The following is an 18,639-nucleotide window of genomic DNA, read 5'->3' on the forward strand; positions in this document are numbered from 1 at the left end:
CTGACGTTTCGTTCAGGGCTGTATTATTTTTGATATCGGGGGTCGGAATGTATGCATTAACCCAGGGCCGGATCTTTACCGGCCACGAATTTCTTGATGACCATGCGGTTGTTATCGCTGATGGCCTGATTAAAAGCGTCTGTCCAGTAGCGGAACTGCCGCCAGAGATTGAACAACGTTCACTGAACGGGGCCATTCTCTCCCCCGGTTTTATCGATGTGCAGTTAAACGGCTGCGGTGGCGTACAGTTCAACGATACTGCTGAAGCGGTCAGCGTGGAAACGCTGGAAATCATGCAGAAAGCCAATGAGAAATCAGGCTGTACTAACTACCTGCCGACGCTTATCACCACCAGCGATGAGCTGATGAAACAGGGTGTGCGCGTAATGCGCGAATACCTGGCAAAACATCCGAATCAGGCATTAGGTCTGCATCTGGAAGGTCCGTGGCTGAATCTGGTAAAAAAAGGCACTCATAATCCGAATTTCGTGCGTAAGCCCGATGCCGCGCTGGTCGATTTCCTTTGTGAAAATGCCGATGTTATTACCAAAGTCACACTAGCGCCGGAAATGGTGCCAACGGAAGTGATCAGTAAACTGGCAAATGCTGGTATTGTGGTTTCAGCCGGTCACTCCAACGCCACATTGAAAGAAGCGAAAGCCGGTTTCCGCGCGGGGATTACCTTTGCCACCCATCTGTACAATGCGATGCCGTATATTACGGGGCGTGAGCCGGGTCTGGCGGGCGCGATCCTCGACGAAGCTGACATTTATTGCGGTATTATTGCCGATGGCCTGCACGTTGATTACGCTAACATTCGCAACGCCAAACGTCTGAAAGGCGACAAACTGTGTCTGGTTACCGATGCGACTGCGCCAGCAGGTGCCAATATTGAACAGTTCATTTTTGCGGGTAAAACAATATACTACCGCAACGGACTTTGTGTGGATGAGAACGGTACGTTAAGTGGTTCATCCTTAACCATGATTGAAGGCGTGCGTAATCTGGTCGAACATTGTGGTATCGCACTGGATGAAGTGCTGCGTATGGCGTCGCTCTATCCGGCGCGTGCAATTGGCGTTGAGAAACGTCTCGGCACTCTCGCCGCAGGTAAAGTGGCCAACCTGACCGCATTCACACCTGATTTTAAAATCACCAGGACCATCGTTAACGGTAACGAGGTCGTAACTCAATAAGAGAAAGTATGACACCAGGCGGACAAGCTCAGATAGGTAATGTTGATCTCGTAAAACAGCTTAACAGCGCGGCGGTTTATCGCCTGATTGACCAACATGGGCCAATCTCGCGAATTCAGATTGCCGAACAAAGCCAGCTTGCCCCCGCCAGCGTAACTAAAATTACGCGTCAGCTTATCGAACGCGGGTTGATCAAAGAAGTTGATCAGCAGGCCTCCACCGGAGGCCGCCGCGCAATCTCTATTGTCACCGAAACCCGCAATTTCCAGGCTATCGGCGTACGACTTGGTCGTCACGACGCTACCATCACCCTGTTTGATCTCAGCAGCAAAGTGCTGGCAGAAGAACATTACCCGCTGCCAGAGCGTACCCAGCAAACGCTGGAACATGCGCTCTTAAACGCCATCGCCCAGTTTATTGATGGCTACCAGCGCAAACTGCGAGAGTTAATCGCCATTTCGGTTATTCTGCCAGGGCTTGTCGACCCGGACAGCGGCAAAATTCATTACATGCCGCATATCCAGGTGGAAAACTGGGGGCTGGTAGAGGCTCTGGAAGAACGTTTTAAAGTGACCTGTTTTGTCGGTCACGATATCCGCAGTCTGGCGCTGGCAGAGCACTACTTCGGTGCAAGTCAGGATTGCGAAGACTCCATTCTGGTGCGCGTGCACCGCGGAACGGGTGCCGGAATCATCTCTAACGGGCGCATTTTTATCGGCCGCAACGGCAACGTTGGTGAAATTGGCCATATTCAGGTTGAACCGCTGGGTGAACGCTGCCACTGCGGAAATTTCGGTTGTCTGGAAACTATCGCTGCCAACGCCGCCATTGAACAACGAGTGTTGAATCTGTTAAAGCAGGGCTATCAGAGCCGCGTGCCGCTGGATGACTGCACCATCAAAACTATCTGTAAAGCCGCAAACAAAGGCGACAGTCTGGCGTCGGAAGTGATTGAGTATGTCGGTCGCCATCTGGGTAAAACCATCGCCATTGCCATCAACTTATTTAACCCGCAAAAAATTGTTATTGCCGGTGAGATCACCGAAGCCGATAAAGTGCTGCTGCCCGCCATTGAAAGCTGCATTAATACCCAGGCGTTGAAGGCGTTTCGCACTAATCTGCCGGTAGTGCGTTCCGAACTGGATCACCGCTCAGCAATCGGTGCTTTTGCACTGGTAAAACGCGCCATGCTCAACGGTATTTTGCTCCAGCATTTGCTGGAAAATTAATGTGCTTTTATAGTGGCGTTTATTGTTGTCAATATTCTGGGTAGTCCATGACCATTAAAAATGTAATTTGCGATATCGACGGCGTGCTGATGCACGATAACGTCGCCGTACCGGGTGCAGCGGAGTTTTTGCACGGGATTATGGATAAAGGCCTGCCGCTGGTGTTGCTGACCAACTATCCTTCGCAGACCGGGCAAGACCTGGCAAACCGCTTTGCCACTGCGGGTGTCGATGTGCCAGACAGTGTGTTTTATACCTCCGCGATGGCAACTGCCGATTTCCTGCGTCGACAGGAAGGCAAAAAAGCGTATGTAGTGGGCGAAGGCGCGCTGATCCATGAACTGTACAAAGCCGGTTTTACCATTACCGATGTTAATCCTGACTTTGTGATTGTTGGCGAAACGCGCTCATACAACTGGGACATGATGCATAAAGCGGCGTATTTCGTCGCCAACGGCGCACGTTTTATCGCCACCAACCCGGATACTCACGGACGTGGTTTCTATCCGGCCTGTGGCGCATTGTGCGCGGGGATCGAGAAAATCTCCGGACGTAAGCCGTTCTATGTTGGTAAACCCAGCCCGTGGATCATCCGTGCAGCATTAAACAAAATGCAGGCGCACTCGGAAGAAACGGTGATTGTTGGCGATAACCTGCGTACCGACATTCTGGCTGGCTTCCAGGCGGGTCTGGAGACGATTCTGGTGCTCTCTGGTGTTTCGTCGCTCGACGATATCGACAGTATGCCGTTCCGCCCTAGCTGGATTTACCCATCAGTCGCTGAAATCGACGTTATCTGAAAATCAACCACGTCTCAGGACGTGGTTGATTTTGATGACAAACGCCAAACTGCCTGAGGCGCTACGCTTATCAGGCCTACGCAGCTCCTGCAATATATTGAATTTTCATGATTTTGTAGGCCAAACAAGGCGTTTACGCCACATCCGGCATGAACAAATCTCACTTTGTAAGCGATTTGGTTTCTGATCCCCCCGCAAAATATATCCATTCAATAAAACCCGCTAAAAATTATCGATTCATCAATAAACAGGTCACCACACCCCACTCTTTTTCACCATTCATCAATCACCATTACGTTTTTTATTTTTTCACCGCCAAATCTCTTGCGCACATTGCTGCTTTGCGGCATTTTTTTAAACAAGCAAACACAACAAGCAGCAAACACCAGGTTAACGGAGAAGGTTATGTGTTCAATTTTTGGCGTATTCGATATCAAAACAGACGCAGTTGAGCTGCGGAAGAAAGCACTCGAGCTGTCACGCCTGATGCGTCATCGTGGCCCGGACTGGTCCGGTATTTATGCCAGCGATAATGCAATTCTCGCCCACGAACGTCTGTCAATTGTTGATGTTAACGCGGGTGCGCAGCCTCTCTACAATCAATCAAAAACCCACGTACTGGCAGTGAACGGGGAAATCTACAACCACCAGGCGCTGCGTGCTGAGTATGGCGATCGTTACCAGTTCCAGACTGGATCTGACTGCGAAGTGATCCTCGCGTTGTATCAGGAAAAAGGGGCGGAATTTCTCGACGATTTGCAGGGCATGTTTGCCTTTGCCCTGTACGACAGCGAAAAAGATGCATATCTGATTGGTCGCGACCATCTGGGGATCATCCCTCTGTATATGGGTTATGACGAACACGGCCAGCTATATGTGGCCTCAGAAATGAAAGCCCTGGTGCCGGTTTGCCGCACCATTAAAGAGTTCCCGGCAGGGAGCTATCTGTGGAGTCAGGACGGCGAAATCCGTTCTTATTATCACCGCGACTGGTTCGACTACGATGCGGTGAAAGATAACGTGACCGACAAAAACGAGCTGCGTCAGGCACTGGAAGATTCCGTTAAAAGCCACCTGATGTCTGACGTGCCTTACGGAGTGCTGCTCTCCGGTGGTCTGGATTCCTCAATTATTTCGGCTATCACCAAAAAATACGCCGCCCGCCGCGTGGAAGATCAGGAACGTTCAGAAGCCTGGTGGCCGCAATTGCACTCTTTTGCCGTGGGTCTGCCTGGTTCACCGGATCTGAAAGCGGCCCAGGAAGTGGCAAATCATCTGGGCACTGTGCATCACGAAATTCACTTCACCGTACAGGAAGGTCTCGATGCCATCCGCGACGTGATTTATCACATTGAAACGTATGATGTGACCACGATTCGCGCTTCAACGCCGATGTATTTAATGTCGCGTAAGATCAAGGCGATGGGCATTAAGATGGTACTGTCCGGTGAAGGTTCTGACGAAGTGTTTGGCGGTTATCTCTATTTCCACAAAGCGCCGAACGCCAAAGAGTTGCATGAAGAGACGGTGCGTAAGCTGCTGGCCCTGCATATGTATGACTGCGCACGCGCCAACAAAGCGATGTCGGCCTGGGGCGTGGAAGCACGCGTGCCGTTCCTTGACAAGAAATTCCTTGATGTAGCGATGCGCATTAATCCGCAGGACAAAATGTGCGGCAACGGCAAGATGGAAAAACACATCCTGCGTGAATGTTTTGAAGCGTATCTGCCCGCAAGTGTGGCCTGGCGGCAGAAAGAGCAGTTCTCAGATGGCGTCGGTTATAGCTGGATCGACACTCTGAAAGAAGTGGCGGCGCAGCAGGTTTCTGATCAACAGTTGGAAACGGCCCGCTTCCGCTTCCCATACAATACGCCGACCTCAAAAGAAGCGTATCTGTATCGCGAAATCTTTGAAGAACTGTTCCCGCTCCCAAGTGCCGCAGAGTGCGTACCAGGGGGGCCGTCCGTTGCCTGTTCTTCTGCCAAAGCGATTGAGTGGGATGAAGCGTTCAAGAAAATGGACGATCCATCGGGTCGTGCAGTCGGTGTTCACCAGTCGGCGTATAAATAAGACGTGTAATAATGCCCCGGAGAAATCCGGGGCAATTTCAGTTACTGGGGAACTTGTTGATTCTGATAGGCTGTGAGGAAATGTTCCGGATTTGCTACATCGCTGTCAGATAACTCATTACTGTAGGCGACTGACCAGGCTGCCGATTCATCCGGGATATGCAGGCTTCCATTTCCCTCTTTCAGGCGTAATAACTCAAAAGATTCGCCCTTGATTACAGCGGTATACGATTTCTCACCTTCCTGTAATGCTTTTACTTTGCAGCGAAAAATCTGACCATCGATGTCATTATCAACATGAGATACCTGAACAAGGGCTTCATTTTCCGCTTTCGGCCCAATTCGCATCATCCAGACCACTGCTCCTTCCTGACCACGATAACCAAAGACATACTTACCAATTTCCGGTCGGGCTGTATCGGCAAACGCCGATTGCATAAGTAATAAAGCACTGACCAGCACCGTCATAAAACGCAACATATTATTCCCTCAATAAATCGCCTGAAGTGGTAGCAGAGATGCAGGCGTAGCGATCCCTGTTCTGTCCTGTTGCAACGAGTCAGTATTTCATAGATTAATTTCCCGCCGCTATTGTTGAATTCTGAGTTTCACCCCGTATGACAAAAGAATGGCTGCAGGCTGTAGAAAAAACACAAAGTAAACAATAATTGACGAATATAGCGCCACGCTGTTCGCAACCTAACCAAACAGTCAATTTCAAGCAATTTTCCTTGAAAAAGAGGTTGACGCTGCATGGCTCTATACGCATAATGCGCCCCGCAACGCCGATAAGGTATCGCGAAAAAAAAGATGGCTACGTAGCTCAGTTGGTTAGAGCACATCACTCATAATGATGGGGTCACAGGTTCGAATCCCGTCGTAGCCACCATCTTTTTTTTGCGGGAGTGGCGAAATTGGTAGACGCACCAGATTTAGGTTCTGGCGCCGCAAGGTGTGCGAGTTCAAGTCTCGCCTCCCGCACCATTCACCAGAAAGCGTTGTACGGATGGGGTATCGCCAAGCGGTAAGGCACCGGTTTTTGATACCGGCATTCCCTGGTTCGAATCCAGGTACCCCAGCCATCTTCTTCGAGTAAGCGGTTCACCGCCCGGTTATTGGGGTATCGCCAAGCGGTAAGGCACCGGTTTTTGATACCGGCATTCCCTGGTTCGAATCCAGGTACCCCAGCCATCGAAGAAATAATCTGGCTACGTAGCTCAGTTGGTTAGAGCACATCACTCATAATGATGGGGTCACAGGTTCGAATCCCGTCGTAGCCACCAAATTCTGAATGTGTCGAACAGGTTCGGCAAGTTCAAAAAAATTTGTTGGGGTATCGCCAAGCGGTAAGGCACCGGATTCTGATTCCGGCATTCCGAGGTTCGAATCCTCGTACCCCAGCCAATTTATTCAAGACGCTTACATCGTAAGTGCACCCTGTTGGGGTATCGCCAAGCGGTAAGGCACCGGATTCTGATTCCGGCATTCCGAGGTTCGAATCCTCGTACCCCAGCCACATTAAAAAAGCTCGCTTCGGCGGGCTTTTTGCTTTTCTGCGTTTATTCAATATCGAATGCGATGTTGGCACGCCTTACCCTACGAAGTCGGATGCGACGCTGCCGCGTCTTATCCGACCTACGGTTAGCATGCATCCGGCAATGTTGTGAGGCTACAACCCTAACGCATATTTCAGCGCCTGACGTTTCAAGACGCCAGCACGTTCCGCCGCCATCAAACCAAGATTACGTACAAAACGCAGTGGCGGCAGATTATTGCTGAATCCGGCATAAAACAGATCCATACCGCTTTGCATAATGAAGTTATCCGCCATGCGACGCATCTGGTAACGCTTGAGGATTGGATAACTGGCCCACGCTTCGCCATGACTGCGCGCGCTCACCAGAACGTCAATCAGAGCATCAACATCGCGATAACCAAGATTCACGCCCTGCCCCGCCAGCGGATGAATGGTGTGCGCCGCATCGCCCACCAGTGCCAGACCTGGCTGAACATATTGCAATGCATGACGACGCGTCAGTGGAAACGCCCCCGCAGCAAGCGGCGTCACATAACCGAGACGCGACGGGAAATGTTTCGCGATTTCCGCCTGTAACTGCGCCATATTCATATTCTGTAACTGGCGAATGCGCGCCGGAGAGTCATACCACACCAGCGACGCCCAGTGATCAAACAACGGCAGGAAAGCACGCGGCCCGTCAGGTGTAAACTGCTGCCAGGTGCTGTCGCCAGGATCATTCTCGCACCGCACGCTAATCAACATACACGACTGCGCATACTGCCAGGCATGAACGCCAATTCCCGCCATCTGCCGCACCTGTGAATTTGCCCCATCGGCACCAATCACCAGCTTCGCGCGGATCACTTCTCCGCCCTTCAGCTCCAGCTCCTGAAGATCATTATCGCGATGCAACGCAATCAGCGAGGCCGGTACACGTAGCGTCACGTTCGGATGCGTCTCCAGTGCCTGCCACAACGCCTGTTGCAGAACGGTGTTTTCCACCATATAGCCAAGCAACGGTAGCTTAAGTTCAGCGGCGTCAAACACCACATGCGCCGTTTCCCACTCCCACGTTTCCAGTCTGCGATAAGGATGGCAACGCATAGCCTGTACCGCATCCCAGACACCTGAACCTTTAAGCAATGATACCGACGCAGCGCTAATCGCTGAAATACGCACGTCAGGCTGGCTGTCCTCTACAAACGGCGCAGGTTCAGCGTGTTCAATAACCGTTACCGAAAATCCGTGCTGCGCCAGTCCCAGCGCCAGTGCGCCGCCGACCATTCCTCCGCCGACAATGGCAATTTCCGTTGGTTGATTTGTCATGGTCAATCATCCTGTTAGCAATATGCTTTAAGTTTACAGGATTTTTACCCCCAAGGGCTGATAACGCTCATACTGGTCACAACGGCAGCAAAGCATTACACTATGCGCCCTGCATTCCTGGCTACTATTTCGCAAGAGCAAGTCGATGACCAAAAAACTCCATATTAAAACCTGGGGCTGTCAGATGAACGAGTACGATTCATCGAAGATGGCCGATCTGCTGGATGCCACCCACGGCTATCAACTGACCGACGTGGCGGAAGAAGCGGATGTGCTGCTGCTGAACACCTGCTCAATCCGCGAGAAGGCTCAGGAAAAAGTCTTCCATCAGTTGGGTCGCTGGAAACTGTTAAAAGAGAAGAATCCGGACCTGATTATCGGTGTTGGCGGCTGCGTGGCTTCGCAGGAAGGCGACCACATTCGTCAACGCGCCCACTACGTCGATATTATTTTTGGGCCGCAAACGCTGCACCGTCTGCCGGAGATGATCAACTCCGTGCGCGGAAACCGCAGCCCGGTCGTAGATATCAGCTTCCCGGAAATCGAGAAGTTTGACCGTCTGCCAGAACCGCGCGCCGAAGGACCAACCGCGTTTGTCTCCATCATGGAAGGTTGCAATAAATATTGCACCTACTGCGTGGTGCCTTACACCCGTGGTGAAGAGGTAAGCCGTCCATCCGACGATATTCTGTTTGAGATTGCCCAGCTTGCCGCTCAGGGCGTGCGTGAAGTCAATCTGCTCGGTCAGAACGTGAACGCCTGGCGCGGTGAGAACTACGACGGCACCACCGGCTCGTTTGCCGATCTGCTGCGTCTGGTTGCCGCTATCGACGGGATCGATCGTATTCGCTTTACCACCAGCCATCCGATCGAATTTACCGACGATATCATCGAGGTTTATCGCGATACGCCAGAACTGGTGAGTTTCCTGCACCTGCCGGTACAGAGCGGTTCCGATCGCATCCTCAACCTGATGGGCCGTACCCACACGGCGCTGGAATACAAGGCGATCATCCGTAAATTGCGTGCGGCGCGTCCGGATATTCAGATCAGTTCTGACTTCATCGTTGGCTTCCCTGGCGAAACCACCGAAGACTTTGAGAAAACCATGAAGCTGATTGCCGACGTCAATTTCGACATGAGCTATAGCTTCATCTTCTCCGCACGTCCGGGTACGCCAGCCGCCGATATGGTTGATGATGTTCCGGAAGAAGAGAAGAAGCAGCGTCTGTATATTCTGCAAGAACGTATCAATCAGCAAGCGATGGCATGGAGCCGCCGGATGCTCGGCACCACCCAGCGTATTCTGGTGGAAGGTACTTCGCGTAAGAACATCATGGAACTTTCCGGGCGTACCGAAAATAACCGCGTGGTCAATTTCGAAGGCACGCCGGATATGATCGGTAAATTCGTCGATGTGGAAATTACCGACGTTTACCCGAACTCCCTGCGCGGTAAAGTGGTACGTACCGAAGAGGAAATGGGTCTGCGCGTGGCAGAGGCTCCGGAATCAGTGATTGCCCGTACCCGCAAAGAAAACGACCTTGGCGTGGGTTATTATCAGCCGTAATTCTCAGGCCCGCCGTTCCGGTGGGCCTTGTTTTTTCTCTCTTTATCCCCATTTTTATCGCAATGCTTGCGCCTTTTTCCTGTGGCGTGAATAATTTCCTTATAGGCCGGTGAATGTTCAGCTTCCGGCGGCATACAAATAAGAGGAACGGTTTGAACATAGACACTCGCGAAATCACCCTGGAGCCAGCAGACAACACGCGTCTGTTGAGCCTGTGCGGCCCGTTTGATGACAACATCAAGCAACTCGAACGCCGTCTCGGCATCGAAATCAATCGCCGCGATAACCACTTTAAACTGACCGGTCGTCCGATTTGCGTCACTGCCGCGGCAGACATTCTGCGCAGCCTGTATGTCGATACTGCCCCAATGCGCGGTCAGATCCAGGATATCGAACCGGAGCAGATCCACCTTGCGATTAAAGAAGCGCGAGTGCTGGAACAAAGTGCGGAGAGCGTGCCGGAGTACGGCAAAGCGGTCAATATCAAGACCAAACGCGGGGTCATTAAACCACGCACACCGAACCAGGCGCAGTACATCGCCCATATTCTTGACCATGACATCACCTTCGGCGTGGGTCCGGCGGGTACGGGTAAAACCTACCTGGCTGTGGCTGCGGCGGTTGATGCGCTGGAACGTCAGGAAATCCGTCGTATTCTGCTGACCCGTCCGGCAGTAGAAGCTGGTGAAAAATTAGGTTTTCTGCCCGGCGATTTAAGCCAGAAAGTAGACCCGTATCTGCGCCCGCTATACGACGCGCTGTTCGAAATGCTTGGCTTTGAAAAAGTCGAGAAACTGATTGAGCGCAACGTTATTGAAGTCGCGCCGCTGGCCTATATGCGTGGTCGAACACTGAACGACGCATTTATCATTCTTGATGAGAGCCAGAACACCACCATCGAACAGATGAAGATGTTCCTGACCCGTATCGGTTTTAACTCAAAAGCGGTTATCACCGGCGACGTCACGCAGATCGACCTGCCGCGTAATACCAAATCGGGTCTGCGCCACGCCATCGAAGTGCTGGCCGATGTCGAAGAGATCAGCTTTAACTTCTTCCACAGCGAAGACGTTGTTCGTCACCCGGTAGTGGCGCGTATCGTTAACGCCTATGAAGCCTGGGAAGAAGCCGAACAAAAACGTAAAGCGGCGCTGGCGGCAGAGCGCAAGCGTGAAGAACAGGAACAAAAATGAGTCAGGTGATCCTCGATTTACAACTGGCCTGTGAAGATAATTCCGGGCTACCGGAAGAGAGCCAGTTTCAGACATGGCTGAATGCGGTGATCCCGCAGTTTCAGGAAGAATCAGAAGTGACTATTCGCCTGGTCGATACCGCCGAAAGCCACAGTCTGAATCTGACCTATCGCGGTAAAGATAAGCCGACCAACGTGCTTTCCTTCCCATTTGAAGTGCCGCCTGGCATGGAGATGTCGCTGCTGGGCGATCTGGTTATCTGCCGTCAGGTGGTTGAGAAAGAAGCGCAGGAACAAGGTAAACCACTGGAGGCGCACTGGGCGCATATGGTGGTGCACGGCAGTCTGCATTTGTTAGGTTACGATCACATCGAAGATGACGAAGCAGAAGAGATGGAAGCCCTCGAAACAGAGATTATGCTTGCTCTGGGCTATGAGGATCCGTACATTGCCGAGAAAGAATAATTTGCCGGGCATTTGACTGGCAGACGTCCCCGCCGTTGGTAAGTAACGACGGTGTTTTGATTAACTAACATGAGAACCCATACGACGCCATGAGCGACGACAATTCACACAGTAGTGACACGATAAGCAACAAGAAGGGATTTTTCTCCCTGTTACTCAGCCAACTTTTCCACGGTGAACCGAAAAACCGTGACGAACTGCTGGCGCTGATCCGTGATTCCGGGCAGAACGACCTTATCGACGAAGATACGCGCGATATGCTCGAAGGGGTAATGGACATCGCAGACCAACGCGTTCGCGACATCATGATCCCGCGCTCCCAGATGATTACTCTGAAACGCAACCAGACGCTGGATGAATGCCTTGATGTCATCATCGAGTCTGCCCACTCGCGTTTCCCGGTGATCAGCGAGGATAAAGATCACATTGAAGGGATTCTGATGGCGAAAGACTTGCTGCCGTTTATGCGCAGCGATGCTGAAGCCTTCAGCATGGACAAAGTGTTACGTCAGGCGGTTGTCGTTCCTGAAAGTAAGCGCGTAGACCGGATGCTGAAAGAGTTTCGCTCTCAGCGATACCACATGGCGATCGTCATTGACGAATTCGGCGGTGTTTCCGGTCTGGTGACCATTGAAGACATCCTGGAACTGATTGTTGGTGAGATTGAAGACGAGTATGACGAAGAAGATGATATCGACTTCCGTCAACTTAGCCGTCACACCTGGACCGTGCGTGCGCTGGCTTCCATCGAAGATTTCAACGAAGCGTTCGGCACCCACTTTAGCGATGAAGAGGTCGATACCATCGGTGGTCTGGTGATGCAGGCGTTTGGGCATCTTCCGGCGCGTGGCGAAACCATCGACATCGACGGTTACCAGTTCAAAGTGGCGATGGCCGACAGTCGGCGTATTATTCAGGTTCATGTCAAAATCCCGGATGACTCACCCCAGCCGAAGCTGGATGAATAAAACCGAAACTGGATAGATAACTACATGGCTTTTGCCTCATTACTTGAACGCCAGCGCATTCGCCTGCTGCTGGCGTTATTATTCGGTGCCTGCGGAACGCTGGCCTTCTCCCCTTATGACGTCTGGCCTGCGGCGATTGTTTCGCTGATGGGGCTTCAGGCTCTGACCTTTAACCGCCGCCCACTTCAGTCTGCCGCTATCGGCTTCTGCTGGGGATTTGGCCTGTTTGGCACCGGTATTAACTGGGTATATGTCAGCATCGCGACCTTTGGCGGGATGCCAGGCCCGGTAAACATCTTCCTGGTGGTGCTGCTGGCGGCGTATCTTTCGCTGTATACCGGGCTGTTTGCTGGTGTTCTGGCGCGGCTGTGGCCGAAAACCACCTGGCTGCGCGTGACGATTGCCGCCCCTGCCCTCTGGCAAGTCACCGAGTTTCTGCGCGGTTGGGTGCTAACTGGCTTTCCGTGGTTGCAGTTCGGCTATAGCCAGATTGACGGGCCGTTAAAAGGGCTGGCACCGATAATGGGCGTGGAAGCCATTAACTTCCTGCTGATGATGGTTAGTGGCCTGCTGGCGCTGGCGCTGGTCAAACGCAACTGGCGTCCGCTGGTGGTGGCCGTTGTGCTGTTTGCACTCCCCTTCCCTCTGCGTTACATCCAGTGGTTTACCCCGCAACCGGAGAAAACCATTCAGGTTTCAATGGTTCAGGGTGATATTCCACAATCACTGAAGTGGGATGAAAGCCAGCTTCTTAATACGCTGAAGATTTACTACAACGCGACAGCACCGCTGATGGGTAAATCGTCGTTGATTATCTGGCCAGAGTCAGCAATTACCGATCTGGAAATGAATCAGCAACCATTCCTCAAAGAGCTGGATGGCGTGCTGCGTGAAAAAGGTAGCTCGCTGATCACCGGGATTGTCGACGCGCGCCTCAATAAGCAGAACCGCTACGATACCTACAACACCATCATCACGCTGGGTAAAGGTGCACCTTACAGCTATGAATCGACCAATCGCTATAACAAAAACCATCTGGTGCCGTTTGGCGAGTTTGTCCCGCTGGAGTCGATTCTGCGTCCGTTAGCGCCGTTCTTTGATCTGCCGATGTCGTCATTCAGCCGCGGGCCTTATATCCAGCCGCCGCTGTCCGTGAATGGTATTCAGCTTACCGCAGCCATTTGCTACGAGATCATTCTTGGCGAGCAGGTGCGCGATAACTTCCGTCCGGATACCGACTATCTGCTGACTATCTCCAACGATGCATGGTTTGGTAAGTCTATTGGCCCGTGGCAGCACTTCCAGATGGCGCGAATGCGTGCGCTGGAACTGGCGCGCCCGCTGCTGCGTAGCACCAACAACGGCATTACGGCGGTGATTGGCCCACAGGGTGAGGTTCAGGCGATGATCCCGCAATTCACCCGCGAAGTATTAACCACTAACGTGACGCCGACTACCGGACTCACACCGTACGCACGTACCGGCAACTGGCCGCTGTGGGTGCTGACGGCACTGTTTGGTTTTGCCTCTGTGTTGATGAGTCTCCGTCAGCGACGTAAATAATCCCTTCTAATTGTGCCGGAATACATTACGTATTTCGGCACGCTCACCGGATGCGGCGTCAATGCGTTATCCGGATGACAAAATTCCCCTATCCAACTTTGGCACATCTATTGCTTTGTTATACAAGGCAAACCTTGAACCGGTGTCGGTACAACCAGGTTGCACCATAGCAATCCACCGATAGCACCAAAAGAGTGCATTTTGAGAATTTTGCTTCGGAATGGTGCGGTGCATCTCGCAAAAACAAACAATAAAACATCAATATCTTTACATTTATACAAACTAAATGTTACCTAACAAGCACAACACTGCACAATAAAGTTGCAGATGATAACAACACAAACACTCACAACGGGTATCCATGCGTTCTTAACGCAGAAGATAAAGGAGTTGGATATGCAATTACGTAAATCTGCCACAGCAATCCTGGCCCTGGCGCTTTCCGCAGGTCTGGCACAGGCAGAAGACACTGCCCCGACTGCAGGCAGTACGCTGGACAAAATCGCCAAAAACGGCGTGATTGTCGTCGGTCACCGCGAATCTTCGGTGCCTTTCTCTTATTACGACAACCAGCAAAAAGTGGTGGGTTACTCTCAGGATTATTCCAACGCCATTGTCGAGGCAGTGAAAAAGAAACTCAACAAACCGGATCTGCAGGTGAAACTGATCCCGATCACCTCACAAAACCGTATTCCGCTGCTGCAAAACGGCACTTTCGATTTTGAATGTGGTTCTACCACCAACAACCTCGAACGCCAGAAACAAGCGGCTTTCTCTGACACCATTTTCGTGGTCGGTACGCGCCTGCTGACCAAAAAAGGCGGCGATGTTAAAGATTTTGCTGATCTGAAAGACAAAGCCGTAGTAGTTACTTCCGGCACCACTTCTGAAGTTCTGCTCAACAAACTGAATGAAGATCAGAAGATGAATATGCGCATCATCAGCGCCAAAGACCATGGTGACTCTTTCCGCACGCTGGAAAGCGGTCGTGCCGTTGCCTTTATGATGGATGACGCCCTGCTGGCCGGTGAACGTGCGAAAGCGAAGAAGCCTGATAACTGGGAAATCGTCGGCAAACCGCAGTCTCAGGAAGCTTACGGCTGCATGCTGCGCAAAGATGATCCGCAATTCAAAAAGCTGATGGATGACACCATCGCCCAGGTGCAGACCTCCGGTGAAGCGGAAAAATGGTTTGATAAGTGGTTCAAAAACCCCATTCCACCGAAAAACCTGAACATGAATTTCGAGTTGTCGGACGAAATGAAAGCACTGTTCAAAGAACCTAATGACAAAGCACTGAACTAATTACAAGAACCAGGGGCGGAAAGTTCAGCCCTCTCGATTGTTACGTAGCACGGACAGACTATACGCCTGATGGTCGTTCCCCATCGGGCCTGAAAACCGCAATACGCTGGGTAACAATCTTCGAGGGTAGCAGTTAACGCTGCTACCCTTTTTTTTCTGGAGTAGATTTATGTCTATAGACTGGAACTGGGGTATTTTTTTACAACAAGCCCCGTTCGGCAACACCACCTATCTCGGCTGGATCTGGAGCGGCTTTCAGGTCACTATCGCTCTGTCGATCTGCGCCTGGATTATCGCTTTCCTCGTCGGCTCGTTATTCGGCATTTTACGTACCGTTCCAAACCGTTTTCTCTCCGGTCTGGGCACGTTGTATGTCGAACTGTTCCGCAACGTGCCACTGATTGTGCAATTCTTTACCTGGTATCTGGTGATCCCAGAACTACTGCCGGAAAAAATCGGCATGTGGTTTAAGGCGGAGCTGGATCCCAATATTCAGTTTTTCCTTTCTTCCATGCTCTGCCTGGGGCTGTTTACTGCCGCTCGTGTTTGCGAACAGGTACGCGCCGCGATCCAGTCGCTGCCACGAGGGCAGAAGAATGCCGCACTGGCGATGGGGCTGACGCTGCCGCAAGCCTACCGCTATGTTCTGTTACCTAACGCCTATCGTGTTATCGTCCCACCGATGACCTCTGAGATGATGAACCTGGTGAAAAACTCCGCCATCGCCTCAACCATTGGTCTGGTAGATATGGCAGCACAGGCCGGAAAATTGCTCGATTACTCCGCCCACGCCTGGGAATCGTTTACCGCCATCACGCTGGCGTATGTGCTGATTAACGCCGTTATTATGCTGGTGATGACGCTGGTCGAACGTAAAGTTCGCCTGCCCGGCAACATGGGAGGCAAATAATGTACGAGTTTGACTGGAGTTCAATCGTTCCTTCCCTGCCGTATCTGCTGGATGGGCTGGTGATCACCCTGAAAATCACCATCACGGCAGTCGTGATTGGTATTTTGTGGGGCACGATGCTGGCGGTAATGCGCCTGTCCAGCTTTGCACCCGTGGCGTGGTTTGCCAAAGCCTACGTCAACGTGTTCCGTTCAATACCGTTAGTGATGGTTCTGTTGTGGTTTTACCTGATCGTGCCGGGTTTTCTGCAAAACGTGCTGGGATTATCACCCAAAACCGATATCCGCTTAATTTCTGCAATGGTGGCATTTTCGATGTTTGAAGCGGCCTACTATTCCGAGATTATCCGCGCCGGTATTCAAAGTATTTCTCGTGGTCAGTCGAGCGCTGCGCTGGCGTTAGGAATGACCCACTGGCAGTCGATGAAACTGATTATTCTGCCGCAGGCGTTCCGTGCGATGGTGCCGCTGCTGCTCACTCAGGGCATCGTCCTGTTTCAGGATACCTCGCTGGTGTATGTGTTATCTCTGGCCGATTTCTTCCGTACCGCCTCAACCATTGGTGAACGTGATGGTACGCAGGTGGAGATGATCCTGTTTGCCGGATTTGTTTATTTCATCATTAGCCTTAGCGCATCGTTGTTGGTCAGCTACTTGAAAAGAAGGACAGCATAATGATTACCCTGAAAAATGTTTCAAAATGGTATGGTCACTTTCAGGTGCTGACCGACTGCTCAACCGAAGTAAAAAAAGGCGAAGTGGTGGTGGTTTGCGGCCCGTCCGGCTCCGGTAAATCGACACTGATTAAAACCGTCAACGGCCTCGAACCGGTGCAGCAAGGTGAAATCACCGTTGATGGCATCGTGGTTAACGATAAGAAAACCGATCTGGCAAAGCTGCGTTCCCGCGTCGGAATGGTGTTCCAGCATTTTGAGTTGTTTCCCCATCTGTCGATTATCGAAAACCTGACCCTGGCGCAGGTAAAAGTGCTTAAACGCGATAAAGCGCCCGCCCGCGAAAAGGCCCTGAAACTGCTGGAACGCGTGGGACTTTCTGCGCATGCCAATAAGTTTCCGGCGCAGCTTTCCGGTGGTCAGCAGCAGCGTGTAGCGATTGCCCGCGCATTATGTATGGATCCTATTGCGATGCTGTTCGACGAACCGACATCGGCACTGGATCCGGAGATGATCAACGAAGTGCTGGATGTGATGGTGGAGCTGGCGAATGAAGGAATGACTATGATGGTGGTCACCCACGAAATGGGCTTTGCCCGTAAAGTAGCAAATCGGGTGATCTTTATGGATGAAGGTAAAATTGTCGAAGACTCGCCAAAAGACGCGTTCTTTGATGATCCGAAATCAGACCGCGCAAAAGACTTCCTCGCGAAAATACTGCACTAATAAGTCAGGCGCGCATACTCAAGTGCGCGCCATCTCACGCTTTATCGTTTCGCCTCTCGTATCTGTTACATCCCGGCGTTACCCTTGTCGCAAAGAAGCACACAACAAGGAGCAACAATGGCACTGCCAATTCTGTTAGATTGCGACCCAGGTCATGATGACGCTATCGCAATAGTTCTCGCCCTCGCCTCACCAGAGCTTGATGTCAAAGCCATCACATCCTCCGCCGGAAACCAGACGCCCGATAAAACATTACGTAATGTTCTGCGTATGCTGACCCTACTTAATCGCACCGATATTCCGGTGGCTGGTGGCGCAGTAAAACCGTTAATGCGTGACTTGATTATCGCGGACAATGTGCACGGCGAAAGCGGCCTGGACGGCCCGGCATTGCCGGAACCGGCGTTTGCGCCGCAAAATTGCACGGCGGTGGAGCTGATGGCGAAAACGCTGCGCGAAAGTGCTGAACCCGTCACGATAGTTTCCACCGGACCACAAACTAACGTTGCGTTGTTGCTCAACAGCCACCCGGAGCTGCATAACAAAATCGCTCAAATTGTGATTATGGGCGGCGCGATGGGACTCGGTAACTGGACGCCAGCGGCAGAATTTAATATTTACGTTGACCCGGAAGCGGCGGAAATTGTCTTCCAGTCAGGGATTCCGGTGGTGATGGCTGGTCTGGATGTCACCCACAAAGCGCAAATTCACGTTGAGGATACCGAGCGTTTCCGCGCTATTGGTAACCCTGTTTCAACCATCGTTGCCGAACTGCTGGATTTCTTCCTCGAATATCACAAAGACGAAAAATGGGGCTTTGTCGGCGCACCGTTGCATGATCCATGCACCATCGCCTGGCTGCTAAAACCTGAACTGTTTACCACCGTTGAACGCTGGGTTGGTGTCGAAACACAAGGGAAATATACTCAGGGTATGACGGTTGTTGATTATTACTATCTCACTGGTAATAAACCAAATACCACCATAATGGTCGATGTGGATCGTCAGGGCTTTGTTGATTTACTGGCCGATCGTCTGAAATTTTACGCTTAATACACGTCATTGATTAAGATCACCACGTGAAAATGGGGTGATCTTACTCTGACTCTCTCTTTTTCCTTCAAGATA

16 protein-coding genes and 7 tRNA genes are annotated in these 18,639 nt (G+C 51.6%); 21 read left to right on the plus strand and 2 right to left on the minus strand.

Going from position 1 to position 18,639, the window contains the following annotated elements; all coding sequences use genetic code 11:
* Positions 1-47 precede the first annotated feature (47 nt).
* The 4 genes from nagA to asnB all read left to right on the plus strand — a co-directional run bounded on the left by nagA (position 48) and on the right by asnB (position 5,295).
* Positions 48-1,196 (plus strand): N-acetylglucosamine-6-phosphate deacetylase, encoded by a 1,149-nt coding sequence (nagA, locus tag C0K55_RS09620; RefSeq protein ID WP_001515973.1) that lies wholly within the window; start codon positions 48-50, stop codon positions 1,194-1,196.
* A gap of 8 nt (positions 1,197-1,204) precedes the next feature.
* Positions 1,205-2,425, plus strand: coding sequence for a DNA-binding transcriptional regulator NagC (gene nagC / locus C0K55_RS09625; protein WP_000187581.1), 1,221 nt, complete (start codon positions 1,205-1,207; stop codon positions 2,423-2,425).
* A 47-nt stretch (positions 2,426-2,472) separates the two neighbouring features.
* On the plus strand, positions 2,473-3,225 hold the full coding sequence (gene nagD / locus C0K55_RS09630; protein WP_000153129.1) for a ribonucleotide monophosphatase NagD: 753 nt from the start codon (positions 2,473-2,475) through the stop codon (positions 3,223-3,225).
* Between the two features lie 405 nt (positions 3,226-3,630).
* Positions 3,631-5,295: an asparagine synthase B gene (asnB, locus tag C0K55_RS09640; protein ID WP_000337102.1), complete on the plus strand. Its 1,665-nt coding sequence runs from the start codon at positions 3,631-3,633 to the stop codon at positions 5,293-5,295.
* Between the two features lie 41 nt (positions 5,296-5,336).
* On the opposite strand, the gene C0K55_RS09645 is transcribed toward asnB, so the two are convergent.
* Positions 5,337-5,774, minus strand: a complete 438-nt coding sequence (locus C0K55_RS09645) for a hypothetical protein (protein ID WP_000943492.1) — start codon at positions 5,772-5,774, stop codon at positions 5,337-5,339.
* Between the two features lie 332 nt (positions 5,775-6,106).
* On the opposite strand from C0K55_RS09645, the gene C0K55_RS09655 reads away from it, so the two are divergent.
* The 7 genes from C0K55_RS09655 (at position 6,107) to C0K55_RS09685 (ending at position 6,810) form a co-directional block, all read left to right on the plus strand.
* Positions 6,107-6,183 (plus strand) — tRNA-Met (locus tag C0K55_RS09655).
* A gap of 10 nt (positions 6,184-6,193) precedes the next feature.
* Positions 6,194-6,278: transfer RNA gene (locus C0K55_RS09660), tRNA-Leu, on the plus strand.
* Positions 6,279-6,301: 23 nt separating this feature from the next.
* A tRNA-Gln gene (locus tag C0K55_RS09665) sits at positions 6,302-6,376 on the plus strand.
* Positions 6,377-6,410: 34 nt separating this feature from the next.
* Positions 6,411-6,485 (plus strand) — tRNA-Gln (locus C0K55_RS09670).
* Between the two features lie 15 nt (positions 6,486-6,500).
* Positions 6,501-6,577 (plus strand) — tRNA-Met (locus C0K55_RS09675).
* 46 nt (positions 6,578-6,623) lie between these two features.
* A tRNA-Gln gene (locus C0K55_RS09680) sits at positions 6,624-6,698 on the plus strand.
* 37 nt (positions 6,699-6,735) lie between these two features.
* Positions 6,736-6,810: transfer RNA gene (locus tag C0K55_RS09685), tRNA-Gln, on the plus strand.
* Positions 6,811-6,963: 153 nt separating this feature from the next.
* Here the strand turns inward: C0K55_RS09685 and ubiF are convergent.
* A complete protein-coding gene (gene ubiF / locus C0K55_RS09690; protein WP_000184597.1) occupies positions 6,964-8,139 on the minus strand; it encodes a 3-demethoxyubiquinol 3-hydroxylase in 1,176 nt (391 codons plus the stop codon).
* Between the two features lie 145 nt (positions 8,140-8,284).
* Between ubiF and miaB the strand changes: the two genes are divergently transcribed.
* The 10 genes from miaB to rihA all read left to right on the plus strand — a co-directional run bounded on the left by miaB (position 8,285) and on the right by rihA (position 18,564).
* Positions 8,285-9,709: a tRNA (N6-isopentenyl adenosine(37)-C2)-methylthiotransferase MiaB gene (gene miaB / locus C0K55_RS09695; protein ID WP_001515972.1), complete on the plus strand. Its 1,425-nt coding sequence runs from the start codon at positions 8,285-8,287 to the stop codon at positions 9,707-9,709.
* A 152-nt stretch (positions 9,710-9,861) separates the two neighbouring features.
* A complete protein-coding gene (locus tag C0K55_RS09700) occupies positions 9,862-10,902 on the plus strand; it encodes a PhoH family protein (protein ID WP_172955675.1) in 1,041 nt (346 codons plus the stop codon).
* Complete coding sequence (gene ybeY / locus C0K55_RS09705; protein ID WP_000084457.1) at positions 10,899-11,366, plus strand: rRNA maturation RNase YbeY; 468 nt, start codon at positions 10,899-10,901, stop codon at positions 11,364-11,366. Before C0K55_RS09700 ends, ybeY begins: the two co-directional genes overlap by 4 nt.
* A gap of 89 nt (positions 11,367-11,455) precedes the next feature.
* The gene (corC, locus tag C0K55_RS09710) at positions 11,456-12,334 is read left to right on the plus strand and encodes a CNNM family magnesium/cobalt transport protein CorC (protein ID WP_001278605.1); all 879 of its coding nucleotides are present in this window, start codon (positions 11,456-11,458) and stop codon (positions 12,332-12,334) included.
* Positions 12,335-12,358: 24 nt separating this feature from the next.
* Entirely contained in the window at positions 12,359-13,897 is a 1,539-nt protein-coding gene (gene lnt, locus C0K55_RS09715) for an apolipoprotein N-acyltransferase (protein WP_016263045.1), read from the plus strand.
* A gap of 396 nt (positions 13,898-14,293) precedes the next feature.
* The gene (gltI, locus tag C0K55_RS09720) at positions 14,294-15,202 is read left to right on the plus strand and encodes a glutamate/aspartate ABC transporter substrate-binding protein GltI (protein ID WP_016248465.1); all 909 of its coding nucleotides are present in this window, start codon (positions 14,294-14,296) and stop codon (positions 15,200-15,202) included.
* Between the two features lie 169 nt (positions 15,203-15,371).
* Positions 15,372-16,112 (plus strand): glutamate/aspartate ABC transporter permease GltJ, encoded by a 741-nt coding sequence (gltJ, locus tag C0K55_RS09725; protein ID WP_000020950.1) that lies wholly within the window; start codon positions 15,372-15,374, stop codon positions 16,110-16,112.
* On the plus strand, positions 16,112-16,786 hold the full coding sequence (gene gltK / locus C0K55_RS09730) for a glutamate/aspartate ABC transporter permease GltK (protein WP_000272808.1): 675 nt from the start codon (positions 16,112-16,114) through the stop codon (positions 16,784-16,786). The genes gltJ and gltK overlap by 1 nt, the downstream gene beginning before the upstream one ends.
* On the plus strand, positions 16,786-17,511 hold the full coding sequence (gltL, locus tag C0K55_RS09735) for a glutamate/aspartate ABC transporter ATP-binding protein GltL (RefSeq protein WP_000631384.1): 726 nt from the start codon (positions 16,786-16,788) through the stop codon (positions 17,509-17,511). Before gltK ends, gltL begins: the two co-directional genes overlap by 1 nt.
* 117 nt (positions 17,512-17,628) lie before the next feature.
* The gene (rihA, locus tag C0K55_RS09740; RefSeq protein WP_001515969.1) at positions 17,629-18,564 is read left to right on the plus strand and encodes a pyrimidine-specific ribonucleoside hydrolase RihA; all 936 of its coding nucleotides are present in this window, start codon (positions 17,629-17,631) and stop codon (positions 18,562-18,564) included.
* Positions 18,565-18,639: the final 75 nt, after the last annotated feature.

This window comes from Escherichia sp. MOD1-EC6098 (assembly GCF_002965865.1).
Taxonomy (GTDB): domain Bacteria; phylum Pseudomonadota; class Gammaproteobacteria; order Enterobacterales; family Enterobacteriaceae; genus Escherichia; species Escherichia marmotae.

Coding starts and splice junctions, on each gene's coding strand:
- ybeY (WP_000084457.1), top strand. CDS start 10,899: ATGAGTCAGGTGATCCTCGATTTACAACTGGCCTGTGAAGATAATTCC.
- gltJ (WP_000020950.1), top strand. CDS start 15,372: ATGTCTATAGACTGGAACTGGGGTATTTTTTTACAACAAGCCCCGTTC.
- C0K55_RS09645 (WP_000943492.1), bottom strand. CDS start 5,774: ATGTTGCGTTTTATGACGGTGCTGGTCAGTGCTTTATTACTTATGCAA.
- gltL (WP_000631384.1), top strand. CDS start 16,786: ATGATTACCCTGAAAAATGTTTCAAAATGGTATGGTCACTTTCAGGTG.
- gltK (WP_000272808.1), top strand. CDS start 16,112: ATGTACGAGTTTGACTGGAGTTCAATCGTTCCTTCCCTGCCGTATCTG.
- gltI (WP_016248465.1), top strand. CDS start 14,294: ATGCAATTACGTAAATCTGCCACAGCAATCCTGGCCCTGGCGCTTTCC.
- asnB (WP_000337102.1), top strand. CDS start 3,631: ATGTGTTCAATTTTTGGCGTATTCGATATCAAAACAGACGCAGTTGAG.
- corC (WP_001278605.1), top strand. CDS start 11,456: ATGAGCGACGACAATTCACACAGTAGTGACACGATAAGCAACAAGAAG.
- nagC (WP_000187581.1), top strand. CDS start 1,205: ATGACACCAGGCGGACAAGCTCAGATAGGTAATGTTGATCTCGTAAAA.
- lnt (WP_016263045.1), top strand. CDS start 12,359: ATGGCTTTTGCCTCATTACTTGAACGCCAGCGCATTCGCCTGCTGCTG.
- miaB (WP_001515972.1), top strand. CDS start 8,285: ATGACCAAAAAACTCCATATTAAAACCTGGGGCTGTCAGATGAACGAG.
- nagA (WP_001515973.1), top strand. CDS start 48: ATGTATGCATTAACCCAGGGCCGGATCTTTACCGGCCACGAATTTCTT.
- nagD (WP_000153129.1), top strand. CDS start 2,473: ATGACCATTAAAAATGTAATTTGCGATATCGACGGCGTGCTGATGCAC.
- ubiF (WP_000184597.1), bottom strand. CDS start 8,139: ATGACAAATCAACCAACGGAAATTGCCATTGTCGGCGGAGGAATGGTC.
- rihA (WP_001515969.1), top strand. CDS start 17,629: ATGGCACTGCCAATTCTGTTAGATTGCGACCCAGGTCATGATGACGCT.